Annotated in this window: 12 protein-coding genes, 2 tRNA genes and 3 rRNA genes; 8 read left to right on the top strand and 9 right to left on the bottom strand. The window is 35.5% G+C overall.

Going from position 1 to position 18,353, the window contains the following annotated elements:
• The first annotated feature begins 67 nt into the window (after nucleotides 1–67).
• Complete coding sequence (locus FH779_RS16040) at nucleotides 68–1,360, top strand: mechanosensitive ion channel family protein (RefSeq protein WP_180905417.1); 1,293 nt, start codon at nucleotides 68–70, stop codon at nucleotides 1,358–1,360.
• 23 nt (nucleotides 1,361–1,383) lie between these two features.
• Here the strand turns inward: FH779_RS16040 and FH779_RS16035 are convergent, their stop codons facing one another.
• Entirely contained in the window at nucleotides 1,384–3,666 is a 2,283-nt protein-coding gene (locus tag FH779_RS16035) for a DUF2339 domain-containing protein (RefSeq protein WP_180905416.1), read from the bottom strand.
• A 117-nt stretch (nucleotides 3,667–3,783) separates the two neighbouring features.
• Here FH779_RS16035 and porQ point away from each other — a divergent pair, with 117 nt between their 5' ends.
• Both porQ and cmk read left to right on the top strand, forming a co-directional pair.
• Nucleotides 3,784–4,809, top strand: coding sequence for a type IX secretion system protein PorQ (gene porQ / locus FH779_RS16030; protein WP_180905415.1), 1,026 nt, complete (start codon nucleotides 3,784–3,786; stop codon nucleotides 4,807–4,809).
• Nucleotides 4,810–4,860: 51 nt separating this feature from the next.
• The gene (gene cmk / locus FH779_RS16025) at nucleotides 4,861–5,547 is read left to right on the top strand and encodes a (d)CMP kinase (RefSeq protein ID WP_125350732.1); all 687 of its coding nucleotides are present in this window, start codon (nucleotides 4,861–4,863) and stop codon (nucleotides 5,545–5,547) included.
• Here the strand turns inward: cmk and FH779_RS16020 are convergent.
• Nucleotides 5,537–6,466: a glutaminase gene (locus FH779_RS16020; protein ID WP_180905414.1), complete on the bottom strand. Its 930-nt coding sequence runs from the start codon at nucleotides 6,464–6,466 to the stop codon at nucleotides 5,537–5,539. The genes cmk and FH779_RS16020 overlap by 11 nt on opposite strands.
• 809 nt (nucleotides 6,467–7,275) lie before the next feature.
• Here FH779_RS16020 and FH779_RS16015 point away from each other — a divergent pair.
• From FH779_RS16015 to rrf, 5 genes are all read left to right on the top strand, one after another.
• Nucleotides 7,276–8,792: ribosomal RNA gene (locus FH779_RS16015) — 16S ribosomal RNA — on the top strand.
• 185 nt (nucleotides 8,793–8,977) lie between these two features.
• Nucleotides 8,978–9,051: transfer RNA gene (locus FH779_RS16010), tRNA-Ile, on the top strand.
• 15 nt (nucleotides 9,052–9,066) lie between these two features.
• Nucleotides 9,067–9,140, top strand: a tRNA-Ala gene (locus tag FH779_RS16005).
• Between the two features lie 187 nt (nucleotides 9,141–9,327).
• Nucleotides 9,328–12,111: ribosomal RNA gene (locus FH779_RS16000) — 23S ribosomal RNA — on the top strand.
• A 219-nt stretch (nucleotides 12,112–12,330) separates the two neighbouring features.
• A 5S ribosomal RNA gene (gene rrf, locus FH779_RS15995) occupies nucleotides 12,331–12,439 on the top strand.
• Together the 16S, 23S and 5S rRNA genes with 2 tRNA genes alongside form the textbook arrangement of a ribosomal RNA operon.
• A 377-nt stretch (nucleotides 12,440–12,816) precedes the next feature.
• Here the strand turns inward: rrf and FH779_RS15990 are convergent.
• The 7 genes from FH779_RS15990 to thrS all read right to left on the bottom strand — a co-directional run bounded on the left by FH779_RS15990 (nucleotide 12,817) and on the right by thrS (nucleotide 18,220).
• On the bottom strand, nucleotides 12,817–13,314 hold the full coding sequence (locus FH779_RS15990; RefSeq protein WP_180905413.1) for a hypothetical protein: 498 nt from the start codon (nucleotides 13,312–13,314) through the stop codon (nucleotides 12,817–12,819).
• A gap of 152 nt (nucleotides 13,315–13,466) precedes the next feature.
• The gene (locus tag FH779_RS15985) at nucleotides 13,467–14,249 is read right to left on the bottom strand and encodes a nitrilase-related carbon-nitrogen hydrolase (RefSeq protein ID WP_180905412.1); all 783 of its coding nucleotides are present in this window, start codon (nucleotides 14,247–14,249) and stop codon (nucleotides 13,467–13,469) included.
• Nucleotides 14,233–14,898 (bottom strand): phosphatase PAP2 family protein, encoded by a 666-nt coding sequence (locus tag FH779_RS15980; RefSeq protein ID WP_180905411.1) that lies wholly within the window; start codon nucleotides 14,896–14,898, stop codon nucleotides 14,233–14,235. The genes FH779_RS15985 and FH779_RS15980 overlap by 17 nt, the downstream gene beginning before the upstream one ends.
• A gap of 133 nt (nucleotides 14,899–15,031) precedes the next feature.
• Nucleotides 15,032–15,376: a 50S ribosomal protein L20 gene (gene rplT, locus FH779_RS15975; RefSeq protein ID WP_038337134.1), complete on the bottom strand. Its 345-nt coding sequence runs from the start codon at nucleotides 15,374–15,376 to the stop codon at nucleotides 15,032–15,034.
• Nucleotides 15,377–15,471: 95 nt separating this feature from the next.
• Nucleotides 15,472–15,669 carry a 50S ribosomal protein L35 gene (gene rpmI / locus FH779_RS15970; protein WP_038337133.1) on the bottom strand — a complete coding sequence of 66 codons (198 nt, stop codon included), beginning with the start codon at nucleotides 15,667–15,669 and terminating at the stop codon, nucleotides 15,472–15,474.
• Nucleotides 15,670–15,728: 59 nt separating this feature from the next.
• Entirely contained in the window at nucleotides 15,729–16,238 is a 510-nt protein-coding gene (infC, locus tag FH779_RS15965) for a translation initiation factor IF-3 (RefSeq protein WP_236688239.1), read from the bottom strand.
• A 59-nt stretch (nucleotides 16,239–16,297) separates the two neighbouring features.
• The gene (gene thrS, locus FH779_RS15960; protein WP_180905410.1) at nucleotides 16,298–18,220 is read right to left on the bottom strand and encodes a threonine--tRNA ligase; all 1,923 of its coding nucleotides are present in this window, start codon (nucleotides 18,218–18,220) and stop codon (nucleotides 16,298–16,300) included.
• Nucleotides 18,221–18,353 lie beyond the last annotated feature (133 nt).

Here is an 18,353-nt window from a genome sequence, read left to right as displayed (position 1 = left end):
GTAATTTATCAGTTGTTATCTTTTATGAAAAGGATAAACTTATTTTTGTTCCGTTAGTTTTAGACAAATGGAACTTTTAGACAAAAATATTCAAAGCGATTTGTATCGCTCAACTTTAGAATTGATTTCTACCTTTGGACTTTCGAGTTATTCGACAACAATTATTACTACACTTGTATTGTCGATTGCTATAATTATCATTTTATATGTGATTGATTTTTTATTGAGGAAAGTGTTATTGTTAGTTTTGACGAATGTCATTCGTAAGAGTAAAACAAAAGTTGACGACTTACTGGTCAAAAATAAAGTCTTGCAATTTGTTACACATATTGTCCCGATAATTGTAGCCCAAGAAGCAATTCCTTTAATTTTTAAGGGATTTCCAAATTGGATAAAAATTGCGATGCAGATAACAGATGTAGCGTTGGTTGTCGCTATAGGCTTGCTGTTTAGTGCTGTGTTTAAAACATTCAGAGATTTTCTTCGAAGCAAAAAGTCGTTTGCAGACAAGCCAATAGACAGTTATCTGCAAGTGATGAACATTTCATTATTCTTTGTTTGCGGTATTCTTATATTTTCGATTGTAACCGGAAAATCACCACTTACATTTTTAGTTTCATTGGGTGCAGCTTCAGCAATTTTGATGCTAGTTTTTAAAGATTCAATTTTAGGCTTTGTGGCAAGTATTCAGGTGTCCATGAACGATATGGTTCGAGTTGGAGATTGGATTGAGATGACAAAATATGGTGCAGATGGAACGGTAATCGAAATTAATTTAGGGTCTGTAAAAGTTCAGAATTTTGATAAAACCATTACAACTATTCCAACTTATGCACTGGTTTCAGATTCGTTCCGTAATTACAGAGGAATGCAAAATGCAGGAGGACGTCGAATAAAACGTTCAATTAATATTAAAATGAATTCGATTCGTTTTGTGACAGAAGAAGAAATAGAGGAGCTGAAAAAGATTAAAATGTTATACGACTTTATTGTTGACCGTTCAAATGAGATTGAACAATATAATCGTTCAAATAAAGTAGATCCGACAGTGTGGGCAAATGGAAGACGAATGACAAATATAGGTTTGTTCCGACAATATATTAAGACTTATACGTACAACAGTCCAAAAATTAGAAAAGATTTGATGTTCGAGGTTCGTCAGCTCCAACCAACAGAACATGGATTGCCGATAGAATTGTTTATGTTTACAAATACAACTGTCTGGAATGAATATGAAGTCATCATGGCAGATATTTTTGATCACATTATTGCAGTTGTTCCATTTTTCCATTTGGAGATTTTTGAATCTCCATCTTCAAACGATATGCGGGAAATAGCAGAAGCATTGAAAGAAAGTTAAAATCCAGGCAAAGAAGCTAAACATTAATGTTCAGCTTCTTTGTTTGGATTTGGTTTCTCCATCAAATTAAACATTAATTTTCTTAGTTTTTGGTACATGAAGGATGTCAATAAGATTAAAATTCCTAAAACAATGAATGAAACGATTCTAAACACGTTACTCATTTCCCAGACATCAACTAGGTAAAGTTTTAAAATAATCAATCCAAATAAAATAATTCCAACAATAGGAAAACCTTTTAGTTGATTCTTCAACCCGAAATAAATCATTCCAAATCCTAAAACAGCCCAAATAATAGGCAGTAATATCATTCGGAAAATATCTGCTTGATGAGTAAAATTCGCTGAAGCTTCATCAAGTGTTATGAGCATAAACGCATTATATTTCTCAAAACTAATGACATAAACCAAGATAAACATCGTTACAATTTGTAGCACTTTAGAGTTCTTGAAGTCTTTATTTTTTACAAGTAAATAGATGATATAGGCTGTCGGGAATAAGTAAGTTATGTAAATGAAATAACTGCTTATACTAAAATTTTCGCGATAAGTTAATGATGGTATTTCGGCAAAAAGCGGTAAAAGTAAGACACAAAAACCGGCCGAAATTTGCAGAAGAAGTTGTAGTGTATTGCCTAAATTGAACTTTTTGCGCAAAGCTAAAATGAATGCAATAAAGAACAAGGTGTAAATCAAAACATAACTTATCATCAGCATAAAGTTAAAATAAGGTTCAATCTGGTAAATTAATTCGAACAGAATTCCTGTATACATCAATAAAAGAGATGTCGAAACGAAAATAAATTTTGAATGCGTTAATTTGAAACCTAAAAATTGTTCTTCTGTTTCAAAATCTTTCATCAAATAAATATTTGCAATCGAACAAACTAAAGCAATAAAACTTGTGCTGAAAACAGGATTGATAATAATTGGTAAACGATTGTTACTGTCAATATAATCAAACCAATTGATACTTAGTGCAATAAAAAAGAAAGGAAATAGCGCAATGAAAAATATTTTGAAAATGTTTTGATGACTTTTTTTCCAAAGAAATAATAACAAAGTTGATTCTATTGCAAAACATACGGAAACAACATTGGCCTCAAATTCTAATCCAATTGCTGTTGTGATTAATGAAATGCTTAATCCAATGAACGTATTTTGTAACAAAGCCTGCTTTGATGATTTGTAAATGTATAAAGCTCCCAACGCAGTCATCAATCCAAATATAAAAGCAATCAAACCGTTATGATCTCCAACTTTAAAATAATAAACAGCAGAAATTAAGATGGTCGAAAGAATGGTATTAAAAATGAATAAAAGACAATTCCAGACCGAGAATTCTTCTTTTTTTAAATAATTGATGAAACTTGTTATAGTAAATATAATATAAAGTAGCGCAAAGAATAAAAATTGTACGTTAGATTTGGAATGGCTAATCCAGGCAATACTGTAAATAAAAGTGAACGAAAAAGCAATGAACGAAATAACTTGCCAGTTTTTTCGCCAGGACATATACAACATACTAAGATTTAGAATAACCAGATAGCCAAACAGAAACACGAAGTTACTTTCGCCTGTACTGATCATTAGCGGAGCGGTAAATCCACCAATAATAGAGAAAATTGCTACTACTTGACGATTGTACAACATTGCCATGACAATAGAAAAAACAGTGACAATTGTGAGTAATATAAAAGTAATGTTTTGAGAAAATAAATGATATTCACGAAAAGCAATGGTTAGTGTAAAATATAAAACGGTTAATCCACCGCCAATCAAGATAGAAGAAAATATGTCGAAGTTTTTCCTGATTTTATGAGCGGTTCCGATAATTCCTAAACCAAGAACTAAACCAATCATTACGCGGAAAGTTTCGTTGATCCAATTTTGATCGATGGCATATTTTACAAAATAACCAATACCAAGAACCAAGGTTACAATTCCGAAAATTGTCAAAAAATTGTCTTTAATAAAGGCAATAGCATTATGAAGGTTTTTATCAAAGTTACTTTCATCGGGTTGAGGATGTGATTGCGTTTTTTCAATTAATTCTTCGAGATCAGATTTTTGTATAGTTTCTTTTTGATAAGAAATTGGCTCAGGTTGAGGTGTGATTTTTTCTTCAACAACTTCTGGTTTTTGAACAATAGGTTTGGGATCAGGTTTTGTTTCCTGAGCATTTAATTGTTCTTGTAAATGTTTTATTTTGGCATCTTGATAATCAAGTTGTTTCTTCAGTTGTGTTACTTTGTTAAACAAAATCACAAATAATGTAAGTATGATGATGGCAATGAAAAAATCCATAGTCTGTTTTTTAGGTAAATTGAAGTTAAGCTTTTTTTCAGAATGCTTAAAATTTAATTCCATATATACCAAAATCATTCTGTTTTCGTTATTCTACAAAATCTTTATTTTTGCCCAATGTTTAAAAAGCTAAGTACATTATTGTTTTTTGCGCTATCGTCTTCGATCTTTGCGCAAGATGGAACGCGTGTTTACGAGTTTTTGAACATTACAACCTCTCCGCGTCAAGCTGCTTTGGGTGGAAATGCGGCGACTTCTTGGGATGCCGATCCTAATTCATCTCTTTGGAATCCTGCATTAATGAATCGTGATATGCATGGTCAGTTTGGAATTAATTATGTGAATTATATTGCAGATGTAAACTTTGGTACATTTTCGACTGTTTACGAAATTGATAAAGAAAATTTTGTCTCTGTTCATGGACAGTATGTCGATTATGGAAAATTAATTGGGACCGATGAAAATGGAAATGTAACAGGAAATTTCAAAGCAAATGATGCGGCCATTACTGTCGGTTATGCTCGAGTTTTAGGCGATTACTGGACAGTTGGAGCAAATTTAAAATATATTAACTCTACAATCGAATCGTATAAGTCATCGGCTATTGCAGGTGATGTAGGTCTTTCTTATCATGATTTCGATAAAAATATCAATGTATCGTTAGTTGTTCGTAATATTGGGGGGCAACTCCAAACGTACAACGGGAAGAAAGAAGATATGCCAACGCAAGTCAATTTAGGAATTTCACACCGTTTGGAACATGTTCCGTTAGAATTTACGTTTTCTTTGCACGATTTGCAAAAGTTTGATATTTCACAACCTTACAATAAAAATGGTCAAGAGGTTTCAGCCGGACGGAAAATAATCGATCATGTTTCAGTTGGGGCAGAGTTATTTCCGGAATCGGATTTTAATATGCGTTTGGGATATAATTTTAAACGAGGAAATGAATTGGCCGCAGAAGGAGTGCGTTCATTATCTGGTTTAACATATGGTTTTGGAATTCGTATAAATGCTTTTCGATTCGAGTTTAGTCATGCGAATTACCACAAATCTGGAGGTTCTAATCACTTTGGTTTGATTCTCAATTTAGACCGAATTATTCAAGGTCGAGATTATTGGAGAAGTAATCCTTGGTTATAAAAACTTTTCAAACAACTATAAAATCTTATCTTTGTCTTCAATTCTATATAGATGAAAGAAAATTTAATTATTGCAATCGACGGATATTCTTCTACAGGAAAAAGTTCGATGTCAAAAATTATTGCAAGAAATCTTGGTTATACACATATTGACAGTGGCGCAATGTATCGCGCTGTGACTTTGTATGCATTTCAACATCAGTATATTGTCGATAATAAAATTGATGAGCAAGCATTAATAATCAATTTATCTGACATTAAGATAGAATTTAAACAAGATCTTATAACTCAAAAGAATCTTACCTTTTTGAATGGTGAAAATGTAGAAGCTGATATTCGTACGATGGAAGTTTCTAAAATGGTTAGTCCAATTTCTGAGATTCCTGCTGTTCGCGATTATTGTGTAGCGCTTCAACAGCAAATGGGAGAAAAAGGAGGTATTGTGATGGATGGTCGCGATATTGGGACAACAGTTTTTCCAAATGCAGATATCAAAATTTTTGTTACAGCTTCACCAGAAGTTCGTGCGCAACGTCGCTTTTTAGAATATCAACAACAAGGGAAAAATATTCCATTAGATGAGGTTCTAAAAAATGTGAACGAAAGAGATTATATCGATTCTCATCGCGAATATTCACCACTTCGTAAAGCAGATGATGCAATAGAAGTTGATAATTCGAACATGAATTTAGAAGAAACGGTGAATAAAGTGATGGAGATTATCAATTCTAAAAAATAGAATCCTCTGTTGCGGTTGTAAATTCTTCCAGAAATTTCATTCCTCGGTAGGAGTTTCCTTTTAAGTTTAATTTAGGACTCCAAACTGAAACAATGTAATATTTGGGCATAATTGCAACAATTCCTCCGCCAACACCACTTTTTCCAGGTAATCCAACACGAAAAGCAAATTCACCAGATTCATCATAGAAACCGCAAGTTTGCATAATAGCGTTGATTCGTTTTGTTTGACTAATGTTTAAAACTTGATAATCATCAAATAAGTTTTTTCCTTTATTAGCCAAAAAAGAAAAAGTTTTACTCAACTCCATACACGACATTTCAATCGAGCAGATATAAACATACAAATCCAGAACATCTTCTGGAGAATTATGAATGTTGCCCAACGATTTTATAAAATTTGTCAAAGCTGTATTACGATAAGCGGTAGAAAACTCACTTTTTGCAATTTTATCAGAATATTGAATAGAATAATTACCAGAAACCTTTTTGATAAAATTTAAAAAATATGCTTTCGGATTATCGCAAATACCAATTAAGATGTCGCAAACTACTAAAGCGCCCGAATTGATAAATGGATTTCTAGGAATTCCTTTGTCAGTTTCTAATTGCAATAATGAATTAAATGGCGTTCCCGAAGGTTCTACATCAACTCTCTCCCAAATTTTCTCGCCAGTTTCTCTATAAACTAAAGCCAAAAGCAACACTTTTGAAATACTTTGAATCGAGAATTTTTCTTCACAATCACCAAATCCAAACTGAAGTTGATCCGTAAACAATAAAGAAACTCCAAATTTCTCACCGTCTATTTTAGATAATTCAGGTATATAGTTAGCTGTTTCTCCCAAATTCTCTTCTTCAATTACTTTTAGGTAAATGTTATTTATTATCTCAAAATATTCTTTTTCTTTCGAAATCATCGCGCATATTATATATAGTATGAATGTAAATCTATTTTACATGTTAAACAAAATTAAAAATTTATTTATTTTTTTGAATAAACCATTTTCGCTTTGAGACAATTCCTCCCGAATAGTTCCTTCAAAAGTATCCATTTTGCTTTTCTTGAACAAAAGAAAAGCAAAACGTCTAATCATTTTATGAGTTTAAAAGGTATTCTTGAGTAATTAACAAGTTTAATTTTCCTGTCGTTTCGAGCTTGTCGAGAAATCTATCTCGTTATAATTTTCTGCGGTAAAAACGGGCTTTTATCTTTTAAAACCTCGTATCTCACTTCTCATATCTAAAAAAAACAAAAAATATTTCCCATCATACCAATCACTTAAGAGAAGAATGTAAAATAAATGTAAAGTTGGTTTGGAAAAACGAATAATGCAGGCGTATATTTGCAACCTCAATACGAAAGACGAGTAGTATTGAAATTGACATAGGGACTTATATAGCGACAAAAATTATTTAAAAATAAATTTGCGAGTTTAGAAATAAGTTTTACCTTTGCAAACCGATTCCGAAAGGAGTTTTGGAGTGAAGGTGAAATTGACTTGTTGAAATAAAAATTTATCAAAATAAAATTTGTTAGTTAAAAAATAAGTATTACCTTTGCAACCGCAAATACCGAGAGGGTTTGCTAAGATGAGAAGTTCATTTGAAATTATAAAATATACAGAAGAAAAAAATAGCCGAATAAAACGAAGTCAATCCTTTAATAATAGAGCTATAGGAAATTCGAAGTTGTAAAAACATAGGTAGCAATACCAAAAGAAAAATTACAATGGAGAGTTTGATCCTGGCTCAGGATGAACGCTAGCGGGAGGCTTAACACATGCAAGCCGAGGGGTATAGTTCTTTCGAACTAGAGACCGGCGCACGGGTGCGTAACGCGTATGCAACTTGCCTTACTGAAAAGGATAGCCCTTCGAAAGGAGGATTAATACTTTATAACAGATTTAATGGCATCATTAGATTTTGAAAGATTTATCGCAGTAGGATAGGCATGCGTAAGATTAGTTAGTTGGTGAGGTAACGGCTCACCAAGACGATGATCTTTAGGGGGCCTGAGAGGGTGAACCCCCACACTGGTACTGAGACACGGACCAGACTCCTACGGGAGGCAGCAGTGAGGAATATTGGACAATGGGTGGAAGCCTGATCCAGCCATCCCGCGTGTAGGATGACGGCCTTATGGGTTGTAAACTACTTTTATCTGGGGATAAACCTACTTACGTGTAAGTAGCTGAAGGTACCAGAAGAATAAGCACCGGCTAACTCCGTGCCAGCAGCCGCGGTAATACGGAGGGTGCAAGCGTTATCCGGATTTATTGGGTTTAAAGGGTCCGTAGGCGGATTAATCAGTCAGTGGTGAAATCTCATAGCTTAACTATGAAACTGCCATTGATACTGTTAGTCTTGAGTGATGTTGAAGTTGCTGGAATGTGTAGTGTAGCGGTGAAATGCTTAGATATTACGCAGAACACCAATTGCGAAGGCAGGTGACTAAACATAAACTGACGCTGATGGACGAAAGCGTGGGGAGCGAACAGGATTAGATACCCTGGTAGTCCACGCCGTAAACGATGGATACTTGCTGTTGGATTTTCGGATTCAGTGGCTAAGCGAAAGTTATAAGTATCCCACCTGGGGAGTACGTTCGCAAGAATGAAACTCAAAGGAATTGACGGGGGCCCGCACAAGCGGTGGAGCATGTGGTTTAATTCGATGATACGCGAGGAACCTTACCAAGGCTTAAATGCAATTTGACAGATCTAGAAATAGATTTTTCTTCGGACAGAATGCAAGGTGCTGCATGGCTGTCGTCAGCTCGTGCCGTGAGGTGTTAGGTTAAGTCCTGCAACGAGCGCAACCCCTATCATTAGTTGCCAGCGTTTAAAGACGGGGACTCTAATGAGACTGCCGGTGCAAACCGCGAGGAAGGTGGGGACGACGTCAAGTCATCACGGCCCTTACGTCTTGGGCTACACACGTGCTACAATGGTAAGTACAGAGGGCAGCTACTTGGCAACAAGATGCGAATCTCAAAAACTTATCTCAGTTCGGATTGGAGTCTGCAACTCGACTCTATGAAGCTGGAATCGCTAGTAATCGCATATCAGCCATGATGCGGTGAATACGTTCCCGGGCCTTGTACACACCGCCCGTCAAGCCATGGAAGCTGGGGGTACCTGAAGTCGGTGACCGTAAAAGGAGCTGCCTAGGGTAAAACTGGTAACTAGGGCTAAGTCGTAACAAGGTAGCCGTACCGGAAGGTGCGGCTGGAACATCTCATATTTAGAGAACGACGAATTTTCTTCTATTGTAAGAAGATTGATTTTGATTCGGCTTTTTATTCTGTAGTATTATATAAATATATTAGAAGTTAGATATTAGAATTGAGAACTTAGATAAATCTAAATACTCATATCTCAATACTAAAATCTTACAACTAAAAAGACCACTCTTTAAGAGTATTAAAGAGTCTCATAGCTCAGCTGGTTAGAGCGCTACACTGATAATGTAGAGGTCGGCAGTTCGAGTCTGCCTGAGACTACTAATATAGTAAAGAGGGGGATTAGCTCAGCTGGCTAGAGCGCTTGCCTTGCACGCAAGAGGTCATCGGTTCGACTCCGATATTCTCCACGAAGCGATAAACGAAGTTCGAACTTCGAAATTCGTTTAAAGCAGAAGAGTTCATTGACATTATTGAAAAAAAACATACAATCAAAACAGATTTAGAGATAAATCAAAGTTTATATAAGGTATACAATTAATCAAGAAAACGAGTAAGATTAACATAACCGCTCAATAATATGACGGTTAAATCGAGAAAAAAGTTACAAAGGGCGTACGGCGGATGCCTAGGCTTTGAGAGGCGATGAAGGACGTGATAAGCTGCGATAAGCTACGGGGAGCGGCACATACGCATTAATCCGTAGATTTCCGAATGGGACAACCCGGCATGTTGAAGACATGTCACTCACGTAAGTGAGAGCGAACGTTGGGAACTGAAACATCTAAGTACCAATAGGAAAAGAAATCAATTGAGATTCCGTAAGTAGTGGCGAGCGAACGCGGATTAGCCCTAAAGACTTTATAATGATAATAGAATAACCTGGAAAGGTTAACCGTAGAGGGTGATAGTCCCGTAAATGAAATTTTTATTAAGTTGATAACGAGTAAGGCGGAACACGAGAAATTCTGTCCGAATATGGGAGGACCATCTTCCAAGGCTAAATACTCCTCAAAGACCGATAGTGAACTAGTACTGTGAAGGAAAGGTGAAAAGCATTTCGAATAGAAAGTTGAAATAGAACCTGAAACCGTACGCCTACAAGCGGTCGGAGCTCTTCGGAGTGACGGCGTGCCTTTTGCATAATGAGCCTACGAGTTAATGTTGCTGGCAAGGTTAAGCACTTCAGGTGCGGAGCCGTAGCGAAAGCGAGTCTGAATAGGGCGCTATAGTCAGTAGTATTAGACGCGAAACCTTGTGATCTACCCATGGGCAGGTTGAAGCTTTGGTAACACAAAGTGGAGGACCGAACCGGTTGACGTTGAAAAGTCTTCGGATGACCTGTGGGTAGGGGTGAAAGGCCAATCAAACTGGGAAATAGCTCGTACTCCCCGAAATGCATTTAGGTGCAGCGTTTAGTTAAGTATATTAGAGGTAGAGCTACTGATTGGATGCGGGGGCTTCACCGCCTACCAATTCCTGACAAACTCCGAATGCTAATATATGTTTCTAGGCAGTGAGGGCATGGGTGCTAAGGTCCATGTCCGAGAGGGAAAGAACCCAGACCATCAGCTAAGGTCCCCAAATATATGCTAAGTTGAAAAAACGCGGTTGGATTGCATAGACAGCTAGGATGTTAGCTTGGAAGCAGCTATTCATTTAACGAGTGCGTAACAGCTCACTAGTCGAGCGATCCGGCATGGATAATAATCGGGCATAAGCATATTACCGAAGCTATGGATTAGTACAAAAGTACTACTGGTAGGGGAGCATTCTAACGGCGCAGAAGTCATCTGGTAATGGATGGTGGAGCTTTTAGAAAAGAAAATGTAGGCATGAGTAACGATAAAATAAGTGAGAAACTTATTCGCCGTAAGACTAAGGCTTCCTCAGCTATGCTAATCAGCTGAGGGTTAGTCGGGACCTAACACGAACCCTAACGGGGTAGTGGATGGCAAACGGGTTAATATTCCCGTACCTGCACTCAATAAAAGTGACGAATGATTGTAGGAGGTGCGTACTGACGGAATAGTACGTTGAACCTACGTAAAGTAGGGATAGTACACGAAGACTTCGGTTAGAGTGATAATCCTCTGAAAATTGTTCCAAGAAATAGCGAGATGTGCAGCCCGTACCGTAAACCGACACAGGTGGTCGAGGAGAGTATCCTAAGGCGCTCGAGCGATTCATGGTTAAGGAATTAGGCAAAATAGACCTGTAACTTCGGGAGAAAGGTCGCTGACAGCAATGTCAGCCTCAGTAAAAAGGCCCAGGCGACTGTTTATCAAAAACACAGGACTCTGCAAAATAGAAATATGACGTATAGGGTCTGACACCTGCCCGGTGCTGGAAGGTTAAGGAAGGAGCTTAGAAGTAATTCGAAGGTTTTGACTGAAGCCCCAGTAAACGGCGGCCGTAACTATAACGGTCCTAAGGTAGCGAAATTCCTTGTCGGGTAAGTTCCGACCTGCACGAATGGTGTAACGATCTGGGCACTGTCTCAACCATGATCTCGGTGAAATTGTAGTATCGGTGAAGATGCCGGTTAATCGCAACGGGACGAAAAGACCCTGTGAACCTTTACTATAGCTTTGTATTGACTTCGGGTAAATAATGTGTAGGATAGGTGGGAGACTATGAAGCAGTATCGCTAGGTATTGTGGAGTCATTGTTGAAATACCACCCTTTATTTACTTGGAGCCTAACTTCTTTATAGAAGGACAGTGCATGGTGGGTAGTTTGACTGGGGTGGTCGCCTCCAAAAGAGTAACGGAGGCTTTCAAAGGTACCCTCAGCACGCTTGGTAACCGTGCGTAGAGTGTAATGGCATAAGGGTGCTTGACTGTGAGACCAACAAGTCGATCAGGTGCGAAAGCAGGACATAGTGATCCGGTGGTTCCGTATGGAAGGGCCATCGCTCAAAGGATAAAAGGTACTCCGGGGATAACAGGCTAGTCTCCCCCAAGAGCTCACATCGACGGGGAGGTTCGGCACCTCGATGTCGGCTCGTCACATCCTGGGGCTGGAGAAGGTCCCAAGGGTTGGGCTGTTCGCCCATTAAAGTGGCACGCGAGCTGGGTTCAGAACGTCGTGAGACAGTTCGGTCTCTATCTGTTGTGATCGTTAGAAGTTTGAGCGGAGTTGACTCTAGTACGAGAGGACCGTGTTGAACAAACCTCTGGTGTATCAGTTGTGCCGCCAGGTGCACCGCTGAGTAGCTACGTTTGGAAGAGATAAGCACTGAAAGCATATAAGTGCGAAACTCGCCGCAAGATTAGACTTCTTTAAAGGGTCGTTGTAGACTACAACGTTGATAGGCTATAGATGTAAAGGCAGTGATGTCATAGTCGAGTAGTACTAATTACCCATAGACTTTTTCTTAAAAAGTACAACGAATCAAAGATAATGATAGCAATATCAAAAATAAAAAAGATTAAATACTAAGATTGATTTAATCGTCATAGAGAAGGTTAGTTAATCTTATTTGGATTAATGTAGTAATACCAAAAGATTGTATATACGAAATTCGAAACACGAAAAACGAATTTCGAACTCAATAATGTCAAGATATACTAGGAACTAAAACCTATTTAAAAATATTAGGGTGACTATAGCTGCAGGGCTCACCTCTTCCCATTCCGAACAGAGAAGTTAAGCCTGCCTGCGCCGATGGTACTGTTACTTACGGGAGAGTAGGTCGTCGCCAGTTTTTATTAAAAGCCTCAAGATTATTTTCTTGAGGCTTTTTTTATGTTTATACTTTTTGTAAAATGTACAATGTAGAAAGTATTAAGTAAAATGTAAGTTTTACGTCTAACGTATCTCTAAACTATGTTTTATAAAACAAGAAGCTTCTTCTTGATAAAAAGGAAGCTTCTTTTTTACAACTAACTCAGGAACTTATTACTCACAACTCGAAAACACCCCTAAATCCGCTCAAGAGGATAGTTTTTTATTTTATAAGCTTAAATCTTACGTCTTATAACTTATCACTCAAAACTTACTACTAAAAGATTCTTCACTTCGCTATCGCTTCGTTCTGAATGACAGTTTTGCTTTTACATTTACTAGTTCAAACTACAATATTTACCAACAAAATTGTTTACAAGGATATATTGACCATTTATTGATACTATCATCAAAATTTATTTTGTAATAATTATAATATTTTTTATTCTTTATTTTTATTCTCTTGTTTGCATTAAGAAATGTAAGGTCAGTGTACCGATGTCTTTTTACTTTTAAAATTTTTATATTTGTGTCTTCTTTAAAGTTGGTATAATCAAGAACTGTATCATTGTTTATATTAAGTTTATCACCTTTTAACATTGTTTCTCCCATTACTAAAAACATAGAATCTTTAAAATTAACTGTTCTATTCTTTTCTTCTAAATAATCTGAAAATTTAATAAATGTAGAATCAGTATTTTTATAACCCTCATTATAAGAATAGATACTATTATAAGCTTTTACATTAGAACAACTATAAAAACAGATTATTAAGAGAATTACACTAATTAGTTTTATGCATTCCTTTTTCATAGTAAGTAGGGTTTTATGATGCGTTTTAATAACATTTTTCATTCTATCAGTTTGTTCTGGAGTTAATTTTATTCTCAATTCTTTCTATCTCTCTTGCTCTAGATATTTGACTTATAACCATTGATTATCATAAATATATGAATTAAAAAGAATTACACATGCAAAAAAAAGACCAACAAAAGTTGAGCCTGTATTTATCCAAAATAAAATGAATCTCTATCATTCAAAAAGTTGAAATGCTTTCGAGTTTTATCTTGTTCTTCTTTATCAATTTCAAATTGTAAAATTTCAGGATGATTGTTAATCGTTTTCAAATCTTGTCCCAATGTATCAAATAAATGCGAATCGCCTTGATACTCGAGATTATAGCCATCTACGCCAATTCTATTTACGCCAGCAACAAAAGCCATATTTTCGATTGCTCGTGCTTTTAGAAGTGAAATCCAAGCTTCACGACGCGCTTTTGGCCAACTAGCGTTGCAAAGTATCAAATCGTACGGATCTTTTTCTGTATTGCGAATCCAAACAGGAAATCGTAGATCGTAGCAAACAATAGGACGAATTTGCCATCCTTTATAATCTATCGTTACAATTTTATCTCCAGCAGAATATACGCCAGCTTCTTTTCCGTAACTAAACAAATGTTTCTTATCGTAAATGTAAATAGAGCCGCTTGGACAGATGAAATAAAATCGGTTATAGTATTTATCGTTTTCATGCGTAGAAATGCTTCCAGCAATCGCAGAATTTAATTCTTTGGCTTTATGTTGCATCCATTCGAATGTTTCTCCAAAAGGTTTTTGACCAATTTTTTCTACATTCATCGAAAATCCCGAAGCAAACATTTCTGGTAACAATATAATATCAGTTTGATAATTGGCTAATAATTCATCTAAATAAGCGTGATTAGCTTTTACATCTTCCCAGATTACATCGTATTGTATTAATGATATTTTAAGTTTATTTTGAATTTCCATTGTTAATAAATTTTTGATCTAATTTTGGTTTATTAGATTGATTGATGATGTAATACATAAAGATAAATATAAAAAAACCAATAAACGAACCACCAACTGTATCAATCGCGAAATGGCGTGACAAGTAGATTCTAGTAATTGCGATACTCGGAAAATGCAGTGCAAAAAATAATTGTAACCATCTGTTTTTGGTTAATAAACATAAAGTCATCGAAATTATTGCGGCTGTTAATGAATGTCCCGAAGGAAAAGTTGAAGCCATTTGTATCGCATAATCTTTGACTAGAATAATGTCTATTTTTTTCTGTGTAAAATAATATCCAGGACGTAAAACTTGTTCGAAATAGACATTCTTAAAAAAGACACTAATTGTTGTTGCAACTGCTCCAGAAGCTAATAAATAATAAAAATATCTTCGAGTTGTTTTCCAAAATAGATAACCAAGAAGTATAAAAAATAAATAATAGGTTCCGAAATCGGTATAAAAAACAAAGAGTTTATCGAGATAATGATTGCTGTATTGATTGAAATGCAGATGTAATTCGTCGCGTCCATAATATTGCGTCATAGCAATTGCAGCAAAATTGTAGATAAAAAATACGACAAAAAATGGCCAAATTCTTAGAAATAAATCTTTTTGTTGATTCATTTGAGTTGGGTTTTTAAATAACATTTATGATGATATTCTAAAATAAGTTTAGAATGAAATACTTCAAATTTAGGCAAAAAAAAACTTGACTAAATAGCCAAGTTTTAAAACGTTTTAATATTGTTTAAAAAAATTATTTTACTTTTTCTACGATTGCTTTGAAAGCTTCTGGATTGTTCATCGCTAAGTCAGCTAAAACTTTACGATTTAATTCAATTCCAGCTTTGTGGATAGCTCCCATAAATTTAGAGTAAGACAATCCGTGTAATCTTGCTCCAGCGTTAATTCTTTGAATCCATAACGCACGGAAATTTCTTTTCTTTTGACGTCTATCGCGGTAAGCGTATACTAAACCTTTTTCTACTGCATTTTTAGCAACAGTCCAAACGTTTTTTCTTCTTCCGTAATATCCTTTTGCAAGTTTTAAAACTCTTTTTCTTCTAGCTCTTGACGCAACTGCGTTTACTGATCTTGGCATAATTTTTAATTTTTTTGTAGTGGGCGAGATTGCTCTGCTTTAAGGCCCATCGACAGGGTTAATAATGAATTAATAAACCAAATAAGAACACGTTCTTATTTTAATCTTAATTGTTGTTTTACTGAATGAACATCAGCTTGATCAACTAAACCAGTTTGAGTTAAATTTCTCTTTTGTTTAGTCTCTTTTTTTGTTAGGATGTGGCTTTTAAAAGCGTGTTTTCTTTTAATTTTACCTGTTCCTGTTAATTTGAAACGTTTTTTCGCTCCAGATTTTGTTTTTAATTTTGGCATGATTACAAATATTTAAAATTAAAACGTTTTTTATTTTTTGTAAGATGATAAGAACCTAATTATTTCTTAGGTCCCATCATCATAATCATTCTTTTACCTTCAAGTTTTGGCATTTGTTCTACTTTTCCAACATCTTCCAATTCTTGAGCTAAACGTAACAATAAGATTTCTCCTTGATCTTTAAAGATAATAGAACGTCCTTTGAAGAAAACATACGCTTTCAATTTCGAACCTTCTTCTAAGAAAGATCTTGCGTGACGTCTTTTGAATTCGTAATCATGATCATCTGTTTGAGGACCGAAACGAATTTCTTTTACGACAACTTTCTGCTGTTTAGCTTTAAGTTCTTTTTCTTTTTTCTTTTGTTCGTATAAGAATTTTTTGTACTCTACGACACGACAAACAGGTGGAATGGCTTTTTCACTGATCATTACCAAATCTAAACCTTGTTCTTCTGCAAGTTCTAAAGCTTTAGCTATTGGATATACACCAGGTTCTATACCTTCTCCAACAACGCGTACTTCTTTCGCGTCAATCTTATCATTGATCTTGTGTTGATCTTCCTTAATTACTCTGGCTGGACCTCTGCCGCCTTTTCTTCTAATTGCGATAGTTATTCTGTTTTAAATTATTTTAATTTGATTTGTTCTTTCATGAAGTCGATAAACGCTTGAATCGTCATCTCTCCTAAATCACCTTCTCCGTGTCTTCTTACAGAAACTGTACCGTTTTCTGCTTCTTTTTCACCGATGATTAACATGAAAGGAATTTTACCGATTTCGGCATCACGGATTTTTTTACCAGTTTTCTCGTTTCTACTGTCAATCAGTCCGTTAATTTCTTCTTCGGCCAGCAAATTTAATACTTTTTCTCCATATTCCACATATTTTTCGCTAATTGGTAAAATTGTGAATAAATCTGGTGTTAACCAAAGTGGTAAATTCCCTGCTGTATTTTCTAACAAAATGGCAATGAAACGTTCCATAGAGCCGAATGGCGCACGGTGAATCATTACTGGTCTGTGTTTTTCGTTGTCTGCTCCAGTGTAAGTTAAATCAAAACGATCTGGTAAATTATAATCCACTTGGATTGTTCCTAATTGCCATTGACGTCCTAATGCATCTTTCACCATAAAGTCTAACTTAGGTCCATAGAATGCAGCTTCGCCATATTCTACAACTGTTGGTAAACCTTTTTCTGCTGATGCTGTGATAATTGCTTGTTCAGCTTTTTCCCAGTTTTCGTCAGATCCGATGTATTTTTCTTTATTCTCTGGATCTCTTAATGAGATTTGAGCCGAATAATTATCAAATCCAAGATTTGTAAATACATATAATACTAAATCAATTACTTTTTTGAATTCTTCTAATAATTGATCTGGTGTACAGAATAAGTGAGCATCATCTTGAGTAAATCCACGAACACGCGTTAAACCGTGTAATTCTCCTGATTGTTCGTAACGATAAACTGTACCAAACTCTGCATAACGTTTTGGTAAATCGCGGTACGACCATTGAGATGTTTTGTAAATCTCACAGTGATGTGGACAGTTCATTGGTTTTAACAAGAATTCTTCTCCTTCGTTTGGCGTTTTAATTGGCTGAAAACTATCTGCACCATATTTTGCATAGTGACCAGAAGTTACATACAATTCTTTTTGACCAATGTGTGGAGAAATTACCATTTCGTAACCCATTTTTTGTTGCTCTTTCAATAAGAAGTTTTCTAATTTTCTTCTCAAAGCAGCTCCTTTTGGTAACCAAAGAGGTAAACCTGCACCAACTTTTTCAGAGAAAGCAAATAAACCTAATTCTTTCCCTAATTTACGGTGATCACGTTTTTTTGCTTCTTCTAATAACTCAAGATATTCTGTTAAATCTTTTTGTTTTGGGAATGTAATACCATAAACACGAGTCAACATCTTGTTTTTCTCATCTCCACGCCAATAGGCTCCCGCAACATTCAAGATTTTTGCAGCTTTCACAATTCCAGTGTTCGGAATGTGTCCACCACGACATAAATCTGTAAAATTATCGTGAGTACAGAAAGTAATATCTCCATCATTTAAGTTAGAGATTAATTCTGTTTTGTATTCATTGTCTTTATACGTTTCTAATGCTTCTGCTTTCGAAACTGAATATAATTTGAATTCAGCTTTTTTCTTTGCATTCTCTAACATTGCTTTTTCTACTTTCGCAAAATCAGCTTCTGTAAATTTATCCTCACCAAAATCAACATCGTAATAGAAACCTTTGTCAATCGCAGGTCCAATTGTTAATTTAGCATTTGGATAAAACTCTAAAATAGCTTGCGCTAATAAGTGAGCAGATGAATGCCAAAAAGCTTTTTTACCCATTTCATCATTCCAGGTTAACAATTTGATCGTTGCATCTGTGGTGATTGGGGTTGTTGTTTCAACTTGTTGATCGTTTACTATAGCCGAAATTACATTACGTGCTAAACCTTCACTAATGCTTAGCGCCACGTCCATAGGAGTTACGCCACTCTCATACTGTTTTACACTTCCATCTGGAAGAGAAATGTTTATCATCTTACTTTTAGAATTTGTACTAAGATGCAAAATTACGAATTTTCTGTAAGTTGACGAAATTTTTGAAGAGTTGATTTTAGCTAAAATATTAAGTAAATAGTTGAGCTATTGTTTTGAATGAAATTATCTTGTT

This window comes from Empedobacter falsenii (assembly GCF_013488205.1).
Taxonomy (GTDB): domain Bacteria; phylum Bacteroidota; class Bacteroidia; order Flavobacteriales; family Weeksellaceae; genus Empedobacter; species Empedobacter falsenii_C.
This window is presented reverse-complemented; position numbering and strand designations above follow the sequence as displayed.

Excerpts from the sequence above, each read along its gene's own strand:
- FH779_RS16040 (WP_180905417.1), top strand. The coding sequence starts at position 68 with ATGGAACTTTTAGACAAAAATATTCAAAGCGATTTGTATCGCTCAACT.
- FH779_RS16035 (WP_180905416.1), bottom strand. The coding sequence starts at position 3,666 with ATGGATTTTTTCATTGCCATCATCATACTTACATTATTTGTGATTTTG.
- porQ (WP_180905415.1), top strand. The coding sequence starts at position 3,784 with ATGTTTAAAAAGCTAAGTACATTATTGTTTTTTGCGCTATCGTCTTCG.
- cmk (WP_125350732.1), top strand. The coding sequence starts at position 4,861 with ATGAAAGAAAATTTAATTATTGCAATCGACGGATATTCTTCTACAGGA.
- FH779_RS16020 (WP_180905414.1), bottom strand. The coding sequence starts at position 6,466 with ATGATTTCGAAAGAAAAAGAATATTTTGAGATAATAAATAACATTTAC.
- FH779_RS15990 (WP_180905413.1), bottom strand. The coding sequence starts at position 13,314 with ATGAAAAATGTTATTAAAACGCATCATAAAACCCTACTTACTATGAAA.
- FH779_RS15985 (WP_180905412.1), bottom strand. The coding sequence starts at position 14,249 with ATGGAAATTCAAAATAAACTTAAAATATCATTAATACAATACGATGTA.
- FH779_RS15980 (WP_180905411.1), bottom strand. The coding sequence starts at position 14,898 with ATGAATCAACAAAAAGATTTATTTCTAAGAATTTGGCCATTTTTTGTC.
- rplT (WP_038337134.1), bottom strand. The coding sequence starts at position 15,376 with ATGCCAAGATCAGTAAACGCAGTTGCGTCAAGAGCTAGAAGAAAAAGA.
- rpmI (WP_038337133.1), bottom strand. The coding sequence starts at position 15,669 with ATGCCAAAATTAAAAACAAAATCTGGAGCGAAAAAACGTTTCAAATTA.
- thrS (WP_180905410.1), bottom strand. The coding sequence starts at position 18,220 with ATGATAAACATTTCTCTTCCAGATGGAAGTGTAAAACAGTATGAGAGT.